The 16,814-nt window shown below is 70.5% G+C and carries 15 protein-coding genes, 5 tRNA genes and 2 pseudogenes; 17 read left to right on the top strand and 5 right to left on the bottom strand.

The features are described from left to right. Positions 1-68: 68 nt before the first annotated feature. Together D9V36_RS13685 and D9V36_RS13680 are read right to left on the bottom strand one after the other, a co-directional pair. Complete coding sequence (locus D9V36_RS13685; RefSeq protein ID WP_018087200.1) at positions 69-482, bottom strand: roadblock/LC7 domain-containing protein; 414 nt, start codon at positions 480-482, stop codon at positions 69-71. 9 nt (positions 483-491) lie between these two features. Continuing rightward, positions 492-4,286 carry a sensor histidine kinase gene (locus D9V36_RS13680; protein ID WP_129294019.1) on the bottom strand — a complete coding sequence of 1,265 codons (3,795 nt, stop codon included), beginning with the start codon at positions 4,284-4,286 and terminating at the stop codon, positions 492-494. 605 nt (positions 4,287-4,891) lie between these two features. Between D9V36_RS13680 and D9V36_RS13675 the strand changes: the two genes are divergently transcribed. The 9 genes from D9V36_RS13675 (at position 4,892) to D9V36_RS13635 (ending at position 8,823) form a co-directional block, all read left to right on the top strand. Next, entirely contained in the window at positions 4,892-5,068 is a 177-nt protein-coding gene (locus tag D9V36_RS13675; RefSeq protein ID WP_241720864.1) for a hypothetical protein, read from the top strand. Between the two features lie 83 nt (positions 5,069-5,151). Then, the gene (locus tag D9V36_RS13670; RefSeq protein ID WP_129294017.1) at positions 5,152-5,925 is read left to right on the top strand and encodes a fumarylacetoacetate hydrolase family protein; all 774 of its coding nucleotides are present in this window, start codon (positions 5,152-5,154) and stop codon (positions 5,923-5,925) included. After that, a complete protein-coding gene (gene gltX, locus D9V36_RS13665; RefSeq protein ID WP_129294016.1) occupies positions 5,918-7,408 on the top strand; it encodes a glutamate--tRNA ligase in 1,491 nt (496 codons plus the stop codon). The genes D9V36_RS13670 and gltX overlap by 8 nt, the downstream gene beginning before the upstream one ends. An 85-nt stretch (positions 7,409-7,493) precedes the next feature. Next, entirely contained in the window at positions 7,494-8,234 is a 741-nt protein-coding gene (locus tag D9V36_RS13660) for an HAD family hydrolase (RefSeq protein ID WP_129294015.1), read from the top strand. Positions 8,235-8,322: 88 nt separating this feature from the next. Beyond that, positions 8,323-8,394 (top strand) — tRNA-Gln (locus D9V36_RS13655). A 21-nt stretch (positions 8,395-8,415) separates the two neighbouring features. Further along, a tRNA-Glu gene (locus tag D9V36_RS13650) sits at positions 8,416-8,488 on the top strand. 62 nt (positions 8,489-8,550) lie between these two features. Further along, positions 8,551-8,623: transfer RNA gene (locus D9V36_RS13645), tRNA-Glu, on the top strand. 16 nt (positions 8,624-8,639) lie between these two features. Then, a tRNA-Gln gene (locus tag D9V36_RS13640) sits at positions 8,640-8,711 on the top strand. 39 nt (positions 8,712-8,750) lie between these two features. After that, positions 8,751-8,823, top strand: a tRNA-Glu gene (locus tag D9V36_RS13635). A gap of 44 nt (positions 8,824-8,867) precedes the next feature. Here D9V36_RS13635 and D9V36_RS13630 read toward each other — a convergent pair. Next, positions 8,868-9,137 (bottom strand): annotated as a pseudogene (locus D9V36_RS13630) (MerR family transcriptional regulator); the annotation flags it as partial. A gap of 10 nt (positions 9,138-9,147) precedes the next feature. On the opposite strand from D9V36_RS13630, the pseudogene D9V36_RS13625 reads away from it, so the two are divergent. Next, positions 9,148-9,333 (top strand): annotated as a pseudogene (locus D9V36_RS13625) (monooxygenase family protein); the annotation flags it as partial. A 211-nt stretch (positions 9,334-9,544) separates the two neighbouring features. Here the strand turns inward: D9V36_RS13625 and ndgR are convergent. Further along, positions 9,545-10,261, bottom strand: a complete 717-nt coding sequence (gene ndgR, locus D9V36_RS13620; protein WP_129294014.1) for an IclR family transcriptional regulator NdgR — start codon at positions 10,259-10,261, stop codon at positions 9,545-9,547. A gap of 174 nt (positions 10,262-10,435) precedes the next feature. On the opposite strand from ndgR, the gene leuC reads away from it, so the two are divergent. The 5 genes from leuC (at position 10,436) to D9V36_RS13595 (ending at position 13,984) form a co-directional block, all read left to right on the top strand. Beyond that, the gene (gene leuC / locus D9V36_RS13615) at positions 10,436-11,866 is read left to right on the top strand and encodes a 3-isopropylmalate dehydratase large subunit (RefSeq protein ID WP_129294013.1); all 1,431 of its coding nucleotides are present in this window, start codon (positions 10,436-10,438) and stop codon (positions 11,864-11,866) included. Positions 11,867-11,871: 5 nt separating this feature from the next. Next, a complete protein-coding gene (gene leuD / locus D9V36_RS13610) occupies positions 11,872-12,465 on the top strand; it encodes a 3-isopropylmalate dehydratase small subunit (protein ID WP_129294012.1) in 594 nt (197 codons plus the stop codon). Between the two features lie 136 nt (positions 12,466-12,601). Continuing rightward, complete coding sequence (locus tag D9V36_RS13605; protein ID WP_129294011.1) at positions 12,602-12,847, top strand: hypothetical protein; 246 nt, start codon at positions 12,602-12,604, stop codon at positions 12,845-12,847. A 125-nt stretch (positions 12,848-12,972) separates the two neighbouring features. Further along, positions 12,973-13,626, top strand: coding sequence for an HU family DNA-binding protein (locus D9V36_RS13600; protein ID WP_129294010.1), 654 nt, complete (start codon positions 12,973-12,975; stop codon positions 13,624-13,626). 154 nt (positions 13,627-13,780) lie between these two features. Then, positions 13,781-13,984, top strand: coding sequence for a hypothetical protein (locus D9V36_RS13595; RefSeq protein ID WP_129294009.1), 204 nt, complete (start codon positions 13,781-13,783; stop codon positions 13,982-13,984). Positions 13,985-14,011: 27 nt separating this feature from the next. Here the strand turns inward: D9V36_RS13595 and cofC are convergent, their stop codons facing one another. After that, a complete protein-coding gene (gene cofC / locus D9V36_RS13590; RefSeq protein WP_129294008.1) occupies positions 14,012-14,779 on the bottom strand; it encodes a 2-phospho-L-lactate guanylyltransferase in 768 nt (255 codons plus the stop codon). A gap of 131 nt (positions 14,780-14,910) precedes the next feature. Between cofC and D9V36_RS13585 the strand changes: the two genes are divergently transcribed. After that, entirely contained in the window at positions 14,911-15,777 is an 867-nt protein-coding gene (locus D9V36_RS13585; RefSeq protein WP_129294007.1) for a lysophospholipid acyltransferase family protein, read from the top strand. Next, positions 15,774-16,775, top strand: a complete 1,002-nt coding sequence (locus D9V36_RS13580; protein WP_129294006.1) for an NAD(P)H-dependent glycerol-3-phosphate dehydrogenase — start codon at positions 15,774-15,776, stop codon at positions 16,773-16,775. Before D9V36_RS13585 ends, D9V36_RS13580 begins: the two co-directional genes overlap by 4 nt. Positions 16,776-16,814: the final 39 nt, after the last annotated feature.

Raw genomic sequence — 16,814 nt, 5'->3', positions numbered from 1 at the left:
TTGGGCCGGTGGGGGGTGCGGCACATGGGTGGTTGGGTGCTGAACGGTGCGGCGCTGCGGGCGCCGCTTCAGTGCAGCAGGCTGCCCTGCAGTTCGGCGCGCAGATCGGGCGTCAGGACCGTGCCTGCGCGATCGACCAGCAGCGCCATTTCGTAGCCGACCAGGCCGATGTCGCACTCGGGATGTGCGAGCACGGCCAGCGACGATCCGTCCGAGACGGACATGATGAAGAGGAACCCCCGCTCCATCTCCACAACGGTCTGGTTCACCGTCCCGCCCTCGAAGATGCGGGACGCGCCCGAGGTCAGCGAGGTCAGGCCGGAGGCCACCGCCGCCAACTGATCGGCACGGTCGCGGGGGAAGCCTTCGGACATCGCGAGGAGCAGTCCGTCCGCGGAGACCACCACCGTGTGCGACACCCCTGGGGTGTTGTCCACGAAGTTGGTGATCAACCAGTTCAGGTTCTGCGCCGCCTGGCTCATCGGACTCAACTAACGCTCCTGCTGGTGTGTGGGATCGACAATGCCGTGATTGCCGGTGGACGACGTCCCGGCCTGTCGGCCTTGCTGGATACCCCGACGGAGATTGGTCAGCCGCCCCCGCACATCGCCGGGCGCACGCGAGACCTGCGGACCGCTCTGCGTGGTCTGCTGCTGCGCGGTGCCCGCGACGAGGTTCGCGCGCGGCACCCGGCGGGGCAGTCCGGAGGTGGTGATGCCACCCGCGGCGGGCTGGCGGATCTGCTCCGCCTGCCGCCAGGTCTCGTCGTTCGGCGAGCTGCGCCACTGCGCGGCCTCGGCGGGCGCCGCGTTGCGGGCACCGCCCGACGGTGCCTCGCCGCGGGCGCCACCGCGGGCCTCGCCGTCCTGGGCGGATCCGCGGCGCGGCAGCCGCGGGGCCTCGGGCTCGGCGTCACCCTGGGGCGGCACCCCGGCAGCGGTGGCCGCGGGGGTGTTGAACCAGTTGGACTCGATGGTGTCGAAGATCGGCGTACGGCCGTCGCCGGGACCGGCCTCCGCGTTGCCGAGCACATCGGCGGACGGCGCACCGCCCTCCTGCGGCTGCGGCGCCGGGAACTGCCCGGTGCCCTGCGACTCGTCGGCGTACGCACCGCGGTCGGCGTCCGGCCGCTGGTACTGGCCGGTGCTGCTGCCGGGGTGCTCGTACTGGCCGGTCTCGCTGCCGGGCCGCTGGTACTGGCCGGTGCTGCTGCCGGGCCGCTCGTACTCGCCGGTGTCGCCGGCGGGCCGCTCGTACTGCCCGGTGTCACCGCCGGACTGCGGGAACTGGCCCGTCGCGTACTGGCCGGTGTCGTACCGTCCGGCGTCGTACCGCTCCGTCTCGTACCGGCCCGTGTCGCGGCCACCCGTGTCGGGCCGGCCCGTCCCGGTCTCCGGCAGGGCGAACTGCCCGGTGCCGTCAGACTCATTGCCCGCACCCCGGCCCGCCGGAGCCGGACGGGCGCCGGGCCGGCCGCGGCCGGCCCGGGAGCCGTCCGCGGCGGGCGGCGGTCCGTTGAAGTCGGGACGGGCGAACGCCGCGGTGTCACCGGGGCCGCCGCTCGGCGCGGGCCGCTCGAAGCTGCCGGTGCTCTCCGGCTCCTCGTGGCCACGGGGCCGGTCCTGTGCCTCGCGGGGCGTCAGCGGCCAGTCGTCGGAGCCGCTGCGCTCACGGCGCGCACCCCAGCTCGTACCGCCCGGCTGCGACGTGCCCTGGCCGCCCTGGCCGCCGGCCGGAGAACCGCCCGGCAGTTCGGCAGCCGGACCCCGGGCCGGAAGCTGCGGACGCTCCTCACGGCGCGGTGCGCCGGTGGGCGGTGCCACGGTGGGCGCCGGGCCGCTTTCCGCGCCGCGGGTGGGCAGCGAGGGACGCGAGTCGCCGGGACGGCCAGCGACCGGGCGGGGGGCGTCGCCGCCGCGCGCCGGGGCGCCGGGCGAGCCCGCGCCGGGAGGCGCCGTACGGCCGGCCGGTGCCGGGGCACCGAAGGCGTTCGGCGTACCGCCGCCGGGGCCGCCGCCGGGCCCGCCGCGGCCGGGCAGCGCGGGGCGCCCGCCGGCCGAGGGACCCGAGCCGACCTGTCCGCGCGGCTGCAGCCCGGCGAGCCGGCTGGACTGCCCGCCGTGGTCGCCGCCGGTCTTGGCGTTGCTCGGCGCCGGCTTCTTGCCGCCCTGGGCGACATCGACCGGCAGCATGACCAGCGCGGTGGTGCCGCCGGAGTCGGAGGGCCGCAGCTGGATGCGGATGCCGTGCCGCAGCGACAGCCGGCCGACCACGAACAGACCCATCCGCCGGGACACCGAGACGTCCACGGTCGGCGGGCTGGCCAGCCGCTCGTTGATCGCCGACAGGTCCTCGGGCGACAGACCGATACCGGTGTCGTGGATCTCGACCAGCACCCGCCCGTCGGGCAGCGCGTGACCGGTGACCTTGACCTTGGTCTGCGGGGAGGAGAACGAGGTGGCGTTCTCCAGCAGCTCGGCGAGGAGGTGCACGAGGTCGTTGACGACCCGGCCCGCGACCTCGGTCTGCGGAACGGCGTTGAGCTCGATCCGCTCGTACTGCTCCACCTCGGAGGCGGCGGCACGGAGCACGTCGACCAGCGGCACCGGCCGCGTCCACCGGCGCCCCGGCTCCTCACCGGCGAGGACCAGCAGGTTCTCACCGTTACGGCGCATGCGGGTGGCGAGGTGGTCGAGCTTGAAGAGGGAGGACAGCTGGTCCGGGTCGGCCTCGCGGGACTCCAGTTCGGAGATCAGCGAGAGCTGACGCTGGATGAGGCCCTGCGAACGGCGCGAGAGGTTGGTGAACATCGCGTTGACGTTGCCCCGCAGCAGCGCCTGCTCGGAGGCGAGACGGACCGCCTCGCGGTGCACGTCGTCGAAGGCCGCGGCCACCCGGCCGATCTCGTCCCGGCTGTGCACACCGACCGACTGGACGGAGGTGTCCACGTCCTGCGGGTCGGACTCGGACAGCTGCTTGACGAGCTCGGGCAGCCGGTCCTGGGCGACCTTCTGCGCGGTGTCCTGCAGCCGGCGCAGCGAGCGGACCATGGACCGGGCCACGACGAACGCGCCGACCAGCGAGACGCCGAGGACGAGCAGGATCAGCGCACCGCTGATGATCGCGGACTGGGTGGCCTCGTTGCGCAGCTCGCGGGACTTCTGCTCCATCTCGGAGAGCAGCGTGGTCTCGATCCGCGACATCTCGTCGATCTTGACGGTGTCGGAGTCGTACCAGTCGAGGTAGCGGTAGTCCTGGCTGCGGATGCCGGAACCGCTGGCGAAGGCGCGGTGCGCGAAGGCGACCGCGGCCTTGATCTCGTCGTTGTTGCCGTCCAGGCCGCGGGTGAGCGCGCCGGCGTTGTTGGTGTAGATCTGCGAGAAGCGGTCGCGGGCCGCCTTCTCGCTGTCCTCGGCGTTACGGCCGGCCAGCCGGTCGTTGGAGGACAGCTGGGGGCCGCCCTTGTGGGCGAGACCGGCGCTGACCAGGGCGCGCTGGATCGACGCGTACTCCTTGGCCGACGAGAACGCCGCCAGCGCACGGGTACTGCGGATCATCTCCGGGTTGCTGGTCGCCTGCGCCATGTCCTGGGACAGCGACAGCAGCGAGTTGATCAGCTGGTTGTAGCTGGTGACGGTCCGCGCGGAGTTGTCGCCGTCCTTGTAGGCGTTGGCGCGGATCTCGTTGAGGGTGTTGAGCTGGCGGCCGATCTCCAGGACGGTCGCCCGGACACCGGCCATCGTGGCGTCCTGGCCCTGGATGTCGCCGGTGGCCTGGTTGAACGACAGCTTGGCGCGGTCGGTCGCCTCACGGGGCGCGACGACGTTCGCGTCGTCCTTGGTGTTGCCGCTGCCGGCCAGCGGACCGGCCGACTTGTCCCGCTCCACCTGCAGCGCGTCGGCGAGCTCGGTCGCCTGCCGGGTCATCTCGGTGAGCAGCTGCATCTTGTCGAGCTGGTCGATGTTCTCCATCGACGTGCCGATGCGCATACCGCCCAGCGTGGTCGCGGCGACCACGGGAAGCGCGAGCAGGGACACCAGGCGGGTGCTGATGCGCCAGTTGCGCAACGCTATTCGCGAACCGGGGCCGCCGGTGCCCTTCGGCGCCTTGGCCTTGCCGCCGTCCGCGGCGTCATTGCCCGGCGCCTGTGCGCCTCCGTCGACGGGCAGAGTGCCCCCCGCGGAACCGCTGCTCTGGGCGCGCTGGGGCGAGGAGGCGCGGTCTGTCCCGCCGCGCAGCTCCGGGTCCGCCGCAGCGCTGCCATCCCTCTTGAAACGTCCCTGCACTAGCGTCGCAACCTCTGGACCAGGCGTCCCGCCTCGGCGGGACGGTGTCGAGTCGTATGGGGGACCGCTGAGTCCCCCATGGCGGTCGTGAGTGACCGGCGGGCTGCCCTCTCTGGCCGAGAGAGCGGCACCACCGCGCGGCGCTACGTTGCGCCCTGCGCGCCGGCTGAAACGTGCGGCGGTCCGTGGAATTCCAGCACAGTGCAGGATCTCCAACAAGAGCGGAACCGCGCACTGTGACGTGGGTGACGCAATGTACGGAGCGCGTCACGACTTGTAGAACGTGCCCCTGTTCATAACGGACGTTTGCCCGCGAGTCGTTCGCCCGCAGCGACTGTCCCAGGTGCGGTGATCGGGAGCGGAACGTGCAGTTCAATCCGCCATTGTCCGTTTCGCCCAGGGATGTTGATCACGGGAAATGTGGCATTTGTCGCACAGTTCGTGAGCAAACTCACAGGAAGATCATTGAGTTTCCCGGCACTTCGCAGGGAATGGCGTGCATAGCCTGACGCTTTACACGGTTGCCCGATGTGACAAGGCAGCTTTCCGCAAGCCCGTTCCCGACCTTTGACGACGCGAGGCAAGCAGCAGTGAAGACGACGACGATGTTCCGCAACATAGCCAACCCGCGGCGCACCACCCTGGCTCACCTCAACGACGCCGCCGAGCTCGGCACCGAGGCACTCCAGGCGCCGGAGCACACCGTCGACCTGCCGGCGCAGACCGCCAATCCCCGCCGCACCGTCCTGATGGACGCGCCCGCACAGGACGTCCCGGCGTAAAGCGTCACCGGATCGGCAGCGGCCCCGCGATAGCCTGGAGTGTCAACTCCGGCCAGTGATCAATTGAGGGGCAGCGGCAACCCGTGCGCATCGCCAGATTCTCCATCGACGGCAACGTCGGCTTCGGCGTCCTCGAAGGCGACGAACTCGACGTCATCAAGGGGCATCCCTTCGCAGAATTCGAGCGCTCGGGCCAGAAGGTCCCCCTCGACAAGGTCCGGCTGCTGCCGCCGGTCCTGCCCAACAAGGTCGTGGCGATCGGCCGCAACTACGCCGATCACGCCGCCGAGCTGGGCAACGCCGTCCCGGACGTGCCGGTCACCTTCTTCAAGCCGTCCACCTCGGTGACCGGCCCCGGCGACCCCATCGCGTACCCCTCCTTCTCGCAGGAGGTGCACCACGAGGCGGAGCTCGCCGTCGTGATCGGCCGCATGTGCCGGGAGGTGCCCCGCGAGCGCGCCAAGGACGTGATCCTCGGCTACACCTGCGCCAACGACGTCACCGCACGCGATGTGCAGCAGCGCGAGAAGCAGTGGGCCAGGGCCAAGGGCTTCGACAGCTCCTGCCCGCTCGGCCCCTGGATCGAGACCGGGCTCACCCCCGAGGACATCGCGGCGGGCCTCACCGTCCAGTGCACGGTCAACGGCGAACAGCGCCAGCTCGGCCGCACCAGCGACATGGTCCGCCGGGTCGAGGACCTGATCGTCCACATCACCGAGGCGATGACCCTGCTCCCGGGCGACGTCATCCTCACGGGCACCCCGGCCGGGGTCGGCCCGCTCAACGTCGGCGACGAGGTCGCCGTCACCATCGAAGGCATCGGCACTCTCACCAACAAGGTGATCAAGCGTGGCTAACGCGACCCCCGGCACCCCCGTCCGCGTCCGTTTCTGTCCCTCCCCGACCGGTAACCCCCATGTCGGCCTGATCCGTACCGCCCTGTTCAACTGGGCCTACGCACGGCACAACAAGGGCGCCCTGGTCTTCCGGATCGAGGACACCGACGCGGCCCGCGACTCCGAAGAGTCCTACCGCCAGCTGCTGGACTCCTTCCACTGGCTCGGCTTCGACTGGGACGAGGGCCCCGAGGTCGGCGGCCCGCACGCGCCCTACCGCCAGTCGCAGCGCATGGACCTCTACAAGGACATCGCCGGCAAGCTCCTCGCGGCGGGCCACGCCTACCACTGCTACTGCACCACCGAGGAGCTGGACGAGCGCCGCGACGCGGCCCGCAAGGCCGGCCGCGCCTCCGGTTACGACGGCACCTGCCGCACGCTCACCGACGAGCAGAAGGCCGCGTACGAGGCCGAGGGCCGCACCTCCATCGTCCGCTTCCGGATGCCCGACGAGCCGATCACCTTCACCGACCTGGTGCGCGGCGAGCTGACCTTCACCCCGGACAACGTTCCGGACTACGGCATCGTCCGGGCCAACGGCGCCCCCCTCTACACCCTCGTCAACCCCGTCGACGACGCCCTGATGGAGATCACCCACGTCCTGCGCGGCGAGGACCTGCTCTCCTCCACCCCCCGCCAGATCGCCCTGTACAGGGCGCTGATCGAGCTGGGCATCGCCAAGGACGTCCCGGCCTTCGGCCACCTGCCGTACGTCATGGGCGAGGGCAACAAGAAGCTCTCCAAGCGCGACCCGCAGGCGAACCTCAACCTCTACCGCGAGCGCGGCTTCCTCCCCGAGGGCCTGCTCAACTACCTCGCGCTGCTCGGCTGGTCCTTCTCGGCGGACCAGGACCTGTTCTCCGTCGCCGAGCTGATCGAGAAGTTCGACATCGCGGACGTCAACGCCAACCCGGCCCGCTTCGACCTCAAGAAGGCCGAGGCGATCAACGCCGACCACATCCGCCGGCTGGACGTGAAGGACTTCACCACGGCCTGCGAGCCCTGGCTGCAGGCCCCGCACGCCAACTGGGAGCCCGAGGACTTCGACGAGGCCGCCTGGCAGGCCATCGCCCCGCACGCCCAGACCCGCCTGACCGTCCTCTCCGACATCACCGCCAATGTCGACTTCCTGTTCCGCAAGGAGCCGGTCGAGGACGAGGCGTCCTGGACGAAGGCGATGAAGGGCGACCCGGTCGCCCTGCTCACCACGGCCCGCGCCAAGCTCGACGCCGCCGACTGGGCGTCCGGCCCCGAGCCCCTCAAGGAGGCCGTCCTGGCCGCCGGAGAGGAGCACGGCCTCAAGCTCGGCAAGGCACAGGCCCCCGTCCGGGTGGCGGTCACCGGCCGCACCGTCGGCCTGCCGCTCTTCGAGTCCCTGGAGATCCTGGGCAAGGAGCGCACCCTCCAGCGCATCGACGCGGCCCTGGCCAAGCTGGCCGGCTGACCCCGCAGCACACTGCCCACGGGCCCGGATGCCGTACGGCGTCCGGGCCCGTCGCCTGTCCGCGGCGCTCGGTTACCGTGTCCCCATGCCCGTGCGCGCTGTCCTGTGGGACCTCGACGACACCCTCTTCGACTACACCGGCTCGGACCGGGCGGGTGCGCTGCGCCACCTCCGGGCCGAAGGGCTCCTCGCCGCCCACGGTGGCGAGGAGGCGGCGCTGGAGCGCTGGCGGACGGTCATGGAGACCGAGTTCGCCCGTTTCCTCGCCGGCGAGGTGGGCATTCTCGATCACCGCAGGGCCAGGGCCCGGACGTTTCTGGGCACCCCGCTCCTCTCCGACGCCGAGGCCGACGCCTGGTTCGGCCGGTACATCGCCCACTACGAGGCGTCCTGGGTCCTCTTCCCGGACTCCGCGCCCGTACTGGAGGCGCTGTCCCCGCTGGTACGGCAGGCGGTGTTGTCCAACGCCGCCACCGCCAACCAGGAGCGCAAGCTGGCCGTCCTCGGGATCCGTGAGTCCTTCGAGGCGGTGCTCTGCGCCGATGAACTGGGGTACGCCAAGCCGGCCGCGGAGGCATTCCACGGCGCCTGTAAGGCGCTTGGCCTAACCCCCGGCGACGTGGTCTACGTGGGCGACAAGCTCGATATCGACGCGCTCGGTGCCCGGGACGCCGGGCTGACGGCCGTATGGCTGGACCGTGCGGGCACCGGGGAGGGGGCGGGGGAGGAGCTGCCGCCGGGGGTGCGGCGGATCGCGGGGTTGGCGGAGCTCCCGGAGCTGTTGCGCGGAGTCATCGGTTTTGGTGCGCCGTCCACGATCAGGTAATGTTCTTCCTGCGCCGCCCGAGAGGGCCGAAAGGCCCGGCCGGAAAGCGCAGATCAAATCAAGCCCCCCGCCGGGGGTTGCGCTTTGATGGCCTATGGTGTAATTGGCAGCACGACTGATTCTGGTTCAGTTAGTCTAGGTTCGAGTCCTGGTAGGCCAGCTCGCAGAGCTCATCTGCAAGGCCCCCGTTGTGTAGCGGCCTAGCACGCCGCCCTCTCAAGGCGGTAGCGCCGGTTCGAATCCGGTCGGGGGTACAGATCCTTCCCAGGGGGACAGTCCGGGTCGCACCCACTGTCGTTCATGCAGGATCGCTAGGGCCCCCGTTGTGTAGCGGCCTAGCACGCCGCCCTCTCAAGGCGGTAGCGCCGGTTCGAATCCGGTCGGGGGTACTGGTCTAAACCACCATGGGCTATGGTGTAATTGGCAGCACGAGTGATTCTGGTTCATTTAGTCTAGGTTCGAGTCCTGGTAGCCCAGCGCGGTGCGTCCTCGGATGCATCAACTGCAGGAAAACTTGCCCCCGTTGTGTAGCGGCCTAGCACGCCGCCCTCTCAAGGCGGTAGCGCCGGTTCGAATCCGGTCGGGGGTACAAGAAGGAGAAGCCCCCCGCATGATGCGGGGGGCTTCTTCGTGTCAACTGCCGCCGCCGGAGCGCCGGTTGGACTCCTCCGACTCGGCCGGCCGGCGCAGGCTCAGCAGCACCGGCTCATAAAGCACGGTCAGTGCCATCGCCGCCTCCACCTGTTCCTCCGGTGTCTCGAACTCCTCGAGCAGATCCAGGTCCGCGACGGCGAGTTGTTCCGCCTGGCGCGCGTACGGCAGCAGATGTGCGGTGTCGCAGGCGTAGTCGAGGCGGTGCAGTGCCGTGATGGCGGTGACGAGCATGCCGAAGGCGGGTGAGGTGGCGAGGCCGGCGTTCAACCGGCGGGTGCGCGAGGGGCGCGGCAAGGTGGGCCTCTGGCACGAGACCTTCGTCGTCCCGGCAGGCTCGTACGAGAGCGTCTACGTCAATATGCCGCCGTTCGGGCTGGGGGAGGCTCGGGGGACGGTGCCGGTCGGCCGCCGCGGGGAGCGGGCCGCGGACCGGATGGCGGCCTGAGGGAGCGGCCTGAGTGGCCGGGGTGGCCGGGGCGGCCCCGTGCGGACTGTCCGCGCGGGGCCACCCCTATTTCGGCGTCGTGAGTGAGGTCGGTGACGGCCTCTGGTCCGGTCCGCCGGGCTGCGGGGCGCTCAGCCTGTGGGTGGCCTTTCCGGCGTCGTGACCGTGACCGACGACGGCCCCCGCCCCAGTCCACCCCGTCGCGGGGTGCTCAGCCGGTGCGCCGCAGGCCCTCGGAGAGGCGGGCCGCCGCGTCGATGACCGCCTGGGCGTGCATCCGGCCGGGGTGGCGGGTCAGCCGCTCGATCGGGCCGGAGACCGATACGGAGGCCACCACGCGGTTGGAGGGGCCGCGTACGGGGGCGGAGACCGAGGCCACGCCCGGTTCCCGCTCGCCGATCGACTGGGCCCAGCCGCGGCGCCGAACGCCGGAGAGGGCGGTGGCGGTGAAACGGGCACCCTGCAGACCGCGGTGCAGCCGCTCGGGCTCCTCCCAGGCCATCAGGACCTGGGCGGCCGAGCCCGCCTTCATGGGGAGCGTGGAGCCGACCGGGACGGTGTCCCGCAATCCGGACAGCCGTTCCGCCGCCGCCACACAGATCCGCATATCGCCCTGCCGCCGGTAGAGCTGGGCGCTCTCGCCCGTCACATCGCGCAGATGCGTGAGCACCGGTCCTGCCGTGGCCAGCAGGCGGTCCTCGCCGGCCGCCGCGGCCAGCTCGGAGAGCCGCGGGCCCAGGATGAACCGGCCCTGCATGTCCCTCGCCACCATCCGGTGGTGTTCCAGTGCCACGGCCAGTCGGTGGGCCGTGGGCCGTGCGAGCCCTGTCGCCGCGACCAGCCCGGCGAGGGTGGCCGGACCGGACTCCAGGGCGCTCAAAACCAGAGCTGCCTTGTCGAGAACGCCGACGCCGCTAGAGTTGTCCATGCAACGATACTCGCGTCTCACACTGTGAAACGCAAGTTCAATTTTCCGGGGAAGTCGTCAATCTGTAGGTGTGGCCCTGAACCAGGGCCCGGCGTAAGGCCCGGCAGGGGGACTTCTGCGGGCATCGCGCACGGACGAGAAAGGCCGGCGATGCGGCCGGCCGGAGGGAAAGCGATGGGACGGACACTCGCGGAGAAGGTCTGGGACGACCATGTCGTCCGGCGCGCGGAAGGCGAGCCCGACCTTCTCTTCATCGATCTGCACCTGCTGCACGAGGTCACCAGCCCGCAGGCGTTCGACGGCCTCCGCAAGGCCGGCCGCCCGGTGCGCCGCACGGACCTGACCATCGCCACCGAAGACCACAACACCCCCACCCTCGACATCGACAAGCCGATCGCCGACCCGGTCTCGCGCACCCAGCTGGAGACGCTGCGCAAGAACTGTGCGGAGTTCGGCGTCCGGCTGCACCCGCTGGGCGATGTCGAGCAGGGCGTTGTCCACGTCGTGGGACCGCAGTTGGGACTGACCCAGCCCGGCACCACGGTGGTCTGCGGTGACAGCCACACCTCCACCCACGGAGCCTTCGGCGCGCTGGCGTTCGGCATCGGCACCAGCCAGGTCGAGCACGTCCTGGCCACCCAGACGCTGCCGCTGGCGCCCTTCAAGACCATGGCGATCACCGTCGACGGTGAGCTGCCCGAGGGGGTGACCGCCAAGGACCTCATCCTGGCGATCATCGCCAAAATCGGCACCGGCGGCGGCCAGGGCTACGTCCTGGAATACCGCGGCCCGGCCATCGAGAAGCTGTCGATGGAAGCCCGGATGACCATCTGCAACATGTCGATCGAGGCGGGCGCGCGGGCCGGCATGATCGCCCCCGACCGGACCACCTTCGACTACCTGCAGGGCCGCGACCACTCGCCCCGGGGCGAGGACTGGAACGCCGCCGTCGCCTACTGGAAGACGCTGCGCACCGACGACGACGCGGTCTTCGACGCCGAGGTGCACATCGACGCCTCCGCGCTGGCCCCGTTCGTCACCTGGGGCACCAACCCGGGCCAGGGCGCACCGCTTTCGGCGAGCGTCCCCGACCCGGCTTCGTACGAGGACGCCTCGGAGCGTTACGCCGCCGAAAAGGCCCTGGAGTACATGGGGTTGACGGCGGGTCAGCCGCTGCGGGACATCAAGGTGGACACCGTCTTCGTAGGTTCGTGCACCAACGGCCGTATCGAGGACCTGCGCTCGGCCGCCGCGATCCTGGAGGGCCGCAAGGTCGCCGACGACGTCCGCATGCTGATCGTGCCCGGCTCGGTCCGGGTCTCGCTGGAGGCCGTCGCCGAGGGTCTGGACAAGGTCTTCACCGCGGCGGGCGCCGAATGGCGGCATGCGGGCTGCTCGATGTGCCTGGGGATGAACCCCGACCAGCTGGCGCCCGGTGAGCGCTCCGCGTCGACCTCCAACCGCAACTTCGAGGGCCGGCAGGGCAAGGGAGGGCGGACGCACCTGGTCTCGCCCCAGGTCGCCGCCGCAACGGCGGTTCTCGGCCATCTGGCCTCACCGGCCGATCTGTCCGATGTCGCCGTCGCCACGCCCGCGGGAGTCTGAGAACCATGGAAGCCTTCACCACCCACACCGGCCGGGCCGTCCCGCTGCGCCGCAGCAATGTCGACACCGACCAGATCATCCCTGCTCACTGGCTGAAGAAGGTCACCCGCGACGGGTTCGAGGACGGGCTGTTCGAGGCCTGGCGCAAGGACCCGCAGTTCGTCCTCAACCAGGAGCGGTACCAGGGCGCCACGGTGCTGGTGGCCGGCCCCGACTTCGGTACCGGCTCCTCGCGTGAGCACGCCGTCTGGGCGCTGCAGAACTACGGCTTCAAGGCCGTCATCTCCTCGCGGTTCGCGGACATCTTCCGCGGCAACTCCCTCAAGAACGGGCTGCTGACGGTGGTCCTGCCGCAGGAGACCGTGGACCGGCTGCAGCAGCTGCTGGAGGCCGACCCGACCGCCGAGGTGACCGTTGACCTGGTCGGCAGGCAGGTCCGTGCCGAGGGTGTCAGCGCCGACTTCGAGCTGGACGAGAACGCCCGTTGGCGTCTGCTGGAGGGGCTGGACGATATCAGCCTCACCCTTCGGGAGGAGCCGTCCATCGTGGCGTACGAGGCGAACAGGCCGTCGTTCAAGCCGCGTACCCTCGAGGTCTGACCTCGGGTTTTATGGCTCAAAGATATATTGCGTACGATGCGCCCCCTGTGCAGTTGGCAGGGGGCGCTTCTGCTTGCCGAGGCAGCTGTTGAGGCCCCGTGAAGCGACAACTCGCCGCAGATGGCACAATTAGCGCATGGAACGCGACGGCCAACTCGAGCTCTACGGTCTCGTCGCCGACCGGCTCAAGGACGCACATACAAGAGTGCGCACACTGCAAGTCCCGGAGGGCGTACGGATGGCGCTGACCCGGAAGCTGCTCGTCATCACGGCCGCGGCTAAACACGATCTTGCGGACGCGGCAAGGCGTCTGGAGTGCTTCATGGAAGACCTCGACGAAGGTCGTTATCCCGAAGATGTGCGCGCCGACGGAAGTCCGTGAAGGTCGACTTCGTTGCGGCACAAGGGTGATTAGCCCGTTTCGTGTTTGATTTGCGGTATATATCTGCCTAACGTGCGAAAAAGCTTGGAATCTTTCGTTCCAGCAATGTCTCCGAAGGGGAAGACGTGAACAAGGCGCAGCTCGTAGAAGCCATTGCCGACAAGCTCGGCGGCCGCCAGAACGCCGCGGACGCGGTGGACGCCGTACTGGACGCAATCGTCCGTTCAGTTGTCTCCGGCGACCGCGTTTCGGTCACCGGATTCGGCTCGTTCGAGAAGGTCGACCGCCCCGCCCGCTACGCCCGCAACCCGCAGACGGGTGAGCGCGTACGGGTCAAGAAGACCTCCGTGCCGCGCTTCCGCGCCGGTCAGGGCTTCAAGGACCTGGTCAGCGGCTCGAAGAAGCTCCCCAAGGGCGGAGAGGTCTCGGTCAAGAAGGCCCCCAAGGGCAGCCTCACCGGCGGTACGGCCATCAAGAAGGCCGCCGCCAAGAAGGCCACCGCCAAGAAGACCGCCGCGAAGAAGGCGACGGCGAAGAAGACCACGGCGAAGAAGACCACCGCGGCGAAGAAGACGACGACGGCGAAGAAGACGACGGCGAAGAAGGCCGCCACGAAGGCCACCGCCAAGAAGGCGGCCCCGGCCAAGAAGACCACCGCGAAGAAGGCCACCGCGAAGAAGACCGCCCCCGCCAAGAAGGCGACGGCGAAGAAGGCCCCCGCGAAGAAGGCCACCGCACGCAAGACCACCGCCAAGAAGACCACCGCGCGCAAGCGGTAATGCAGCAGCGGCGACGCCACGCGTCGGGCCGGTCTCCCTTCGGGGAGCCCGGCCCGCGGTGCGTTCGGTGCCCTTCGGGCGGGTGCCCGCGGCGCCCCTCCCCGGCCCACGGGCGGCAGGAGGGGCCGGGGCGTGCTCGTCTAGGCTCTCTCCCATGCAGGCCACCGCGTATACGTACGACTCCCAGACCCGCTCCGGCAGCGTGCTGCTGGACGACGGCACCCCGCTGCCCTTCGACGCGGCGGCCTTCGACGCCGGCGGTCTGCTGCTGCTGCGGCCCGGTCAGCGGGTCCGTATCGACGTCACCGGCGAAGGGGACGACCGGCAGATCGCCCTGATCACCCTCCAGACGCTCTGACCGGTCACGCTCCGGCGCAGTGTTCTGTCACGCTCCGGGCGCCTCGGCCGATCGCGCTCCGGACGCTGTGACCTGCGGTGGCAGCAGCCGCGATGCGCCCTCCGGCGCGCCGGTGGCGGTGGCCGCCAGGCCCGCCCCGCCCGCCAGATGCGGCGCCTGGAGCGCCGTGTGCGGGCCCACGCCCAGCGCCAGCGCGGCCAGCAGATCCTCGCCGGTGTCCACGTCCCGGCGCACCGAGGGCACCGAGGACGCGGTGATCTCCCGTGCCCCGGATGCCAGGTGACGGGCCCGGGACGCACCTCCGAATGCCGGTTCCAATTCCACTCCGGAAGTCGCGGTCAGAAGTGTTGTCCCGATATCCGCCGCATCTGCGAGAAATGCACGGGGAAATAGCGAAGCGGAATGGAGCACCTGTTCCAGCTCGGCGGGGCGCAGCGCCGGAAGATCGGCGTTCAGCGCGGCGACCGCCGCGCCCGGGCGGCGCGCCCGGACCGCGCCCGCGCCATGGGCCAGCGCCGCGTTGAGCCCGCCGGCCGGTGTGTCGGGCACGATGCGCGCGCCCAGCGCCGCCAGTCGCTCACCGGCCACCCGGTCGTCCGTGACAACCGCCACATCCCGGACGTCCTTGCAGGCCAGTGCCGCTGTAACGGTGTCCAGGGCGAACGCGAGGGCCAGGCGTGGCCGAAACTCCTCCCCGGCGGCCCCGGAGAGCCTGCTCTTGGCCCGCAGCAGCGGTTTCAGCGGTACCACCAGGCTCCAGCCCACATCCGCTCCGTCTCTTCGCATCGGCGCCATTCTCACCCGCTGCCGCCGCTCTCCGGGAGCGTCGGGGTTACGGTGTCCTCGACATAGCGGGTACCTGGGGCGACACTTGTGCGGCTGCCGGCCCGCAGCAGCTTTGCAGGTCCCACAAGGAGGGTGTCCCAGTGTCCCGCCGCAGAATCGGCTTCTGGTACCGCTTGGCCGCGGTCATCTGCAAACCGCCGCTCTTGGTTCTGTTCAAGCGGGACTGGCAGGGAATGGAGCACATTCCGGCCGACGGCGGATTTATCACCGCGGTCAACCACAACTCGTATCTTGATCCGCTCTCCTATGCGCACTATCAGTACAACACCGGGCGGGTCCCCCGATTCCTCGCCAAGGCCGGACTCTTCAAGAGCGGCTTTGTCGGCCTGATGATGCGCGGCACCGGGCAGATCCCCGTCTACCGGGAAACCACCGACGCCGCCACCGCCTTCCGCGCCGCGGTCAGCGCCATCGAGAAGGGCGAATGCGTCGCCTTCTACCCCGAGGGCACCCTCACCCGCGACCCCGAGCTGTGGCCCATGCAGGGCAAGACCGGTGCCGCCCGGGTGGCCTTGCTGACCAAGGCTCCGGTCATTCCCGTCGCGCAGTGGGGCGCCAACGACGCGATGCCGCCTTACGCCAAGGAGAAGAAGCTCCGCCTCCTGCCGCGCAAGACGCTGCGGGTGCAGGCCGGGCCGCCGGTCGACCTGAGCGCGTTCTACGACCAGGAGCCGACCGCCGAGGTGCTGCGGGCCGCCACCGAGGTCATCATGGCCGCGATCACCGAGCAGCTGGCCGTCGTGCGCGGTGAGCCCGCGCCGGCCGAACCGTACGACTGGCGCAAGGCGATCGCCAGGGAGCGCCGCGCCGCCCGGGAAGCCGCCAAGACGCCCCGGGGCGCCGCTGCGGCCAAGGCTCCCGCCGAGCGCGCCGCCGCCCCCAAGCCGGCCGTCGGCCCGCAGCAGGCCCGAAGCACCCAGCAGGCACAGGAGGATGAAAGCAAGTGACGCGCTGCGCCGTCTACGGCACGGGGTCCTGGGGTACCGCCTTCGCGATGGTGCTCGCCGACGCGGGATGCGAGGTGACCCTGTGGGGACGCCGTACGGCCCTGGTCGACGCCGTCAACAACGGCCGTACGAACCCCGACTACCTGCCGGGGGTCGAGCTGCCCGCGTCCGTACGGGCCACCACCGACCCGGCACAGGCGGCGCGCGGCGCGGAGTTCGCGGTGCTGGCGGTGCCCGCCCAGACGCTGCGCGGCAACCTCGCCGAATGGGCGCCGCTGCTGCCCGACGGGACGGTCCTGGTCTCCCTGATGAAGGGCGTCGAACTCGGCACGGCCAAGCGCATGAGCGAGGTCATCGAGGAGGTGGCCAAGGTCCCCGCGGAACGCGTCGCGGTGCTGACCGGGCCCAACCTCGCCAAGGAGATCGCCGCCCGGCAGCCCGCCGCCGCCGTGGTGGCCTGCGCCGACGAGGCGGTCGCCCGGCGCTTCCAGACCGCCTGCCACACCTCGTACTTCCGCCCGTACACCAACACCGACGTGGTGGGCTGTGAACTGGGCGGCGCGGTCAAGAACGTCATCGCGCTCGCCGTCGGCATCGCCACCGGCATGGGCCTGGGCGACAACGCCAAGGCGTCCCTGATCACCCGCGGGCTGGCCGAGACCACCCGGCTCGGCCTCGCCATGGGCGCCGACGCGCACACCTTCGCCGGGCTGGCCGGCATGGGCGACCTCGTCGCCACCTGCTCCTCGCCGCTGTCGCGCAACAACACCTTCGGCACCAACCTGGGCCGCGGGATGACGCTCCAGGAGACCATCGCGGTCACCAAGCAGACCGCCGAGGGCGTCAAGTCCTGCGAATCCGTACGGGATCTGGCCCGCAGGCACGGCGTCGACATGCCGCTCACCGAGACGGTCGTGGAGATCGTCCACGAGGGCAAGCCGCCGATGGTCGCCCTCAAGGAGCTGATGTCGCGCAGCGCCAAGTCCGAACGGCACTGAAAGCGGAGCCGAAACGTCCGGTCCGGTCCCGTTCCGTCC

It is taken from the genome of Streptomyces lydicus, from assembly GCF_004125265.1.
GTDB classification, from domain to species: Bacteria; Actinomycetota; Actinomycetes; order Streptomycetales; family Streptomycetaceae; genus Streptomyces; species Streptomyces lydicus_C.
Note: the sequence above shows the minus strand (reverse complement) of the source record. Positions and strands in the feature narration are given on the sequence as shown.

Coding starts and splice junctions, on each gene's coding strand:
- D9V36_RS13685 (WP_018087200.1), bottom strand. CDS start 482: ATGAGCCAGGCGGCGCAGAACCTGAACTGGTTGATCACCAACTTCGTG.
- D9V36_RS13675 (WP_241720864.1), top strand. CDS start 4,892: ATGTTCCGCAACATAGCCAACCCGCGGCGCACCACCCTGGCTCACCTC.
- D9V36_RS13660 (WP_129294015.1), top strand. CDS start 7,494: ATGCCCGTGCGCGCTGTCCTGTGGGACCTCGACGACACCCTCTTCGAC.
- ndgR (WP_129294014.1), bottom strand. CDS start 10,261: ATGGACAACTCTAGCGGCGTCGGCGTTCTCGACAAGGCAGCTCTGGTT.
- leuC (WP_129294013.1), top strand. CDS start 10,436: ATGGGACGGACACTCGCGGAGAAGGTCTGGGACGACCATGTCGTCCGG.
- leuD (WP_129294012.1), top strand. CDS start 11,872: ATGGAAGCCTTCACCACCCACACCGGCCGGGCCGTCCCGCTGCGCCGC.
- D9V36_RS13605 (WP_129294011.1), top strand. CDS start 12,602: ATGGAACGCGACGGCCAACTCGAGCTCTACGGTCTCGTCGCCGACCGG.
- D9V36_RS13595 (WP_129294009.1), top strand. CDS start 13,781: ATGCAGGCCACCGCGTATACGTACGACTCCCAGACCCGCTCCGGCAGC.
- cofC (WP_129294008.1), bottom strand. CDS start 14,779: ATGGCGCCGATGCGAAGAGACGGAGCGGATGTGGGCTGGAGCCTGGTG.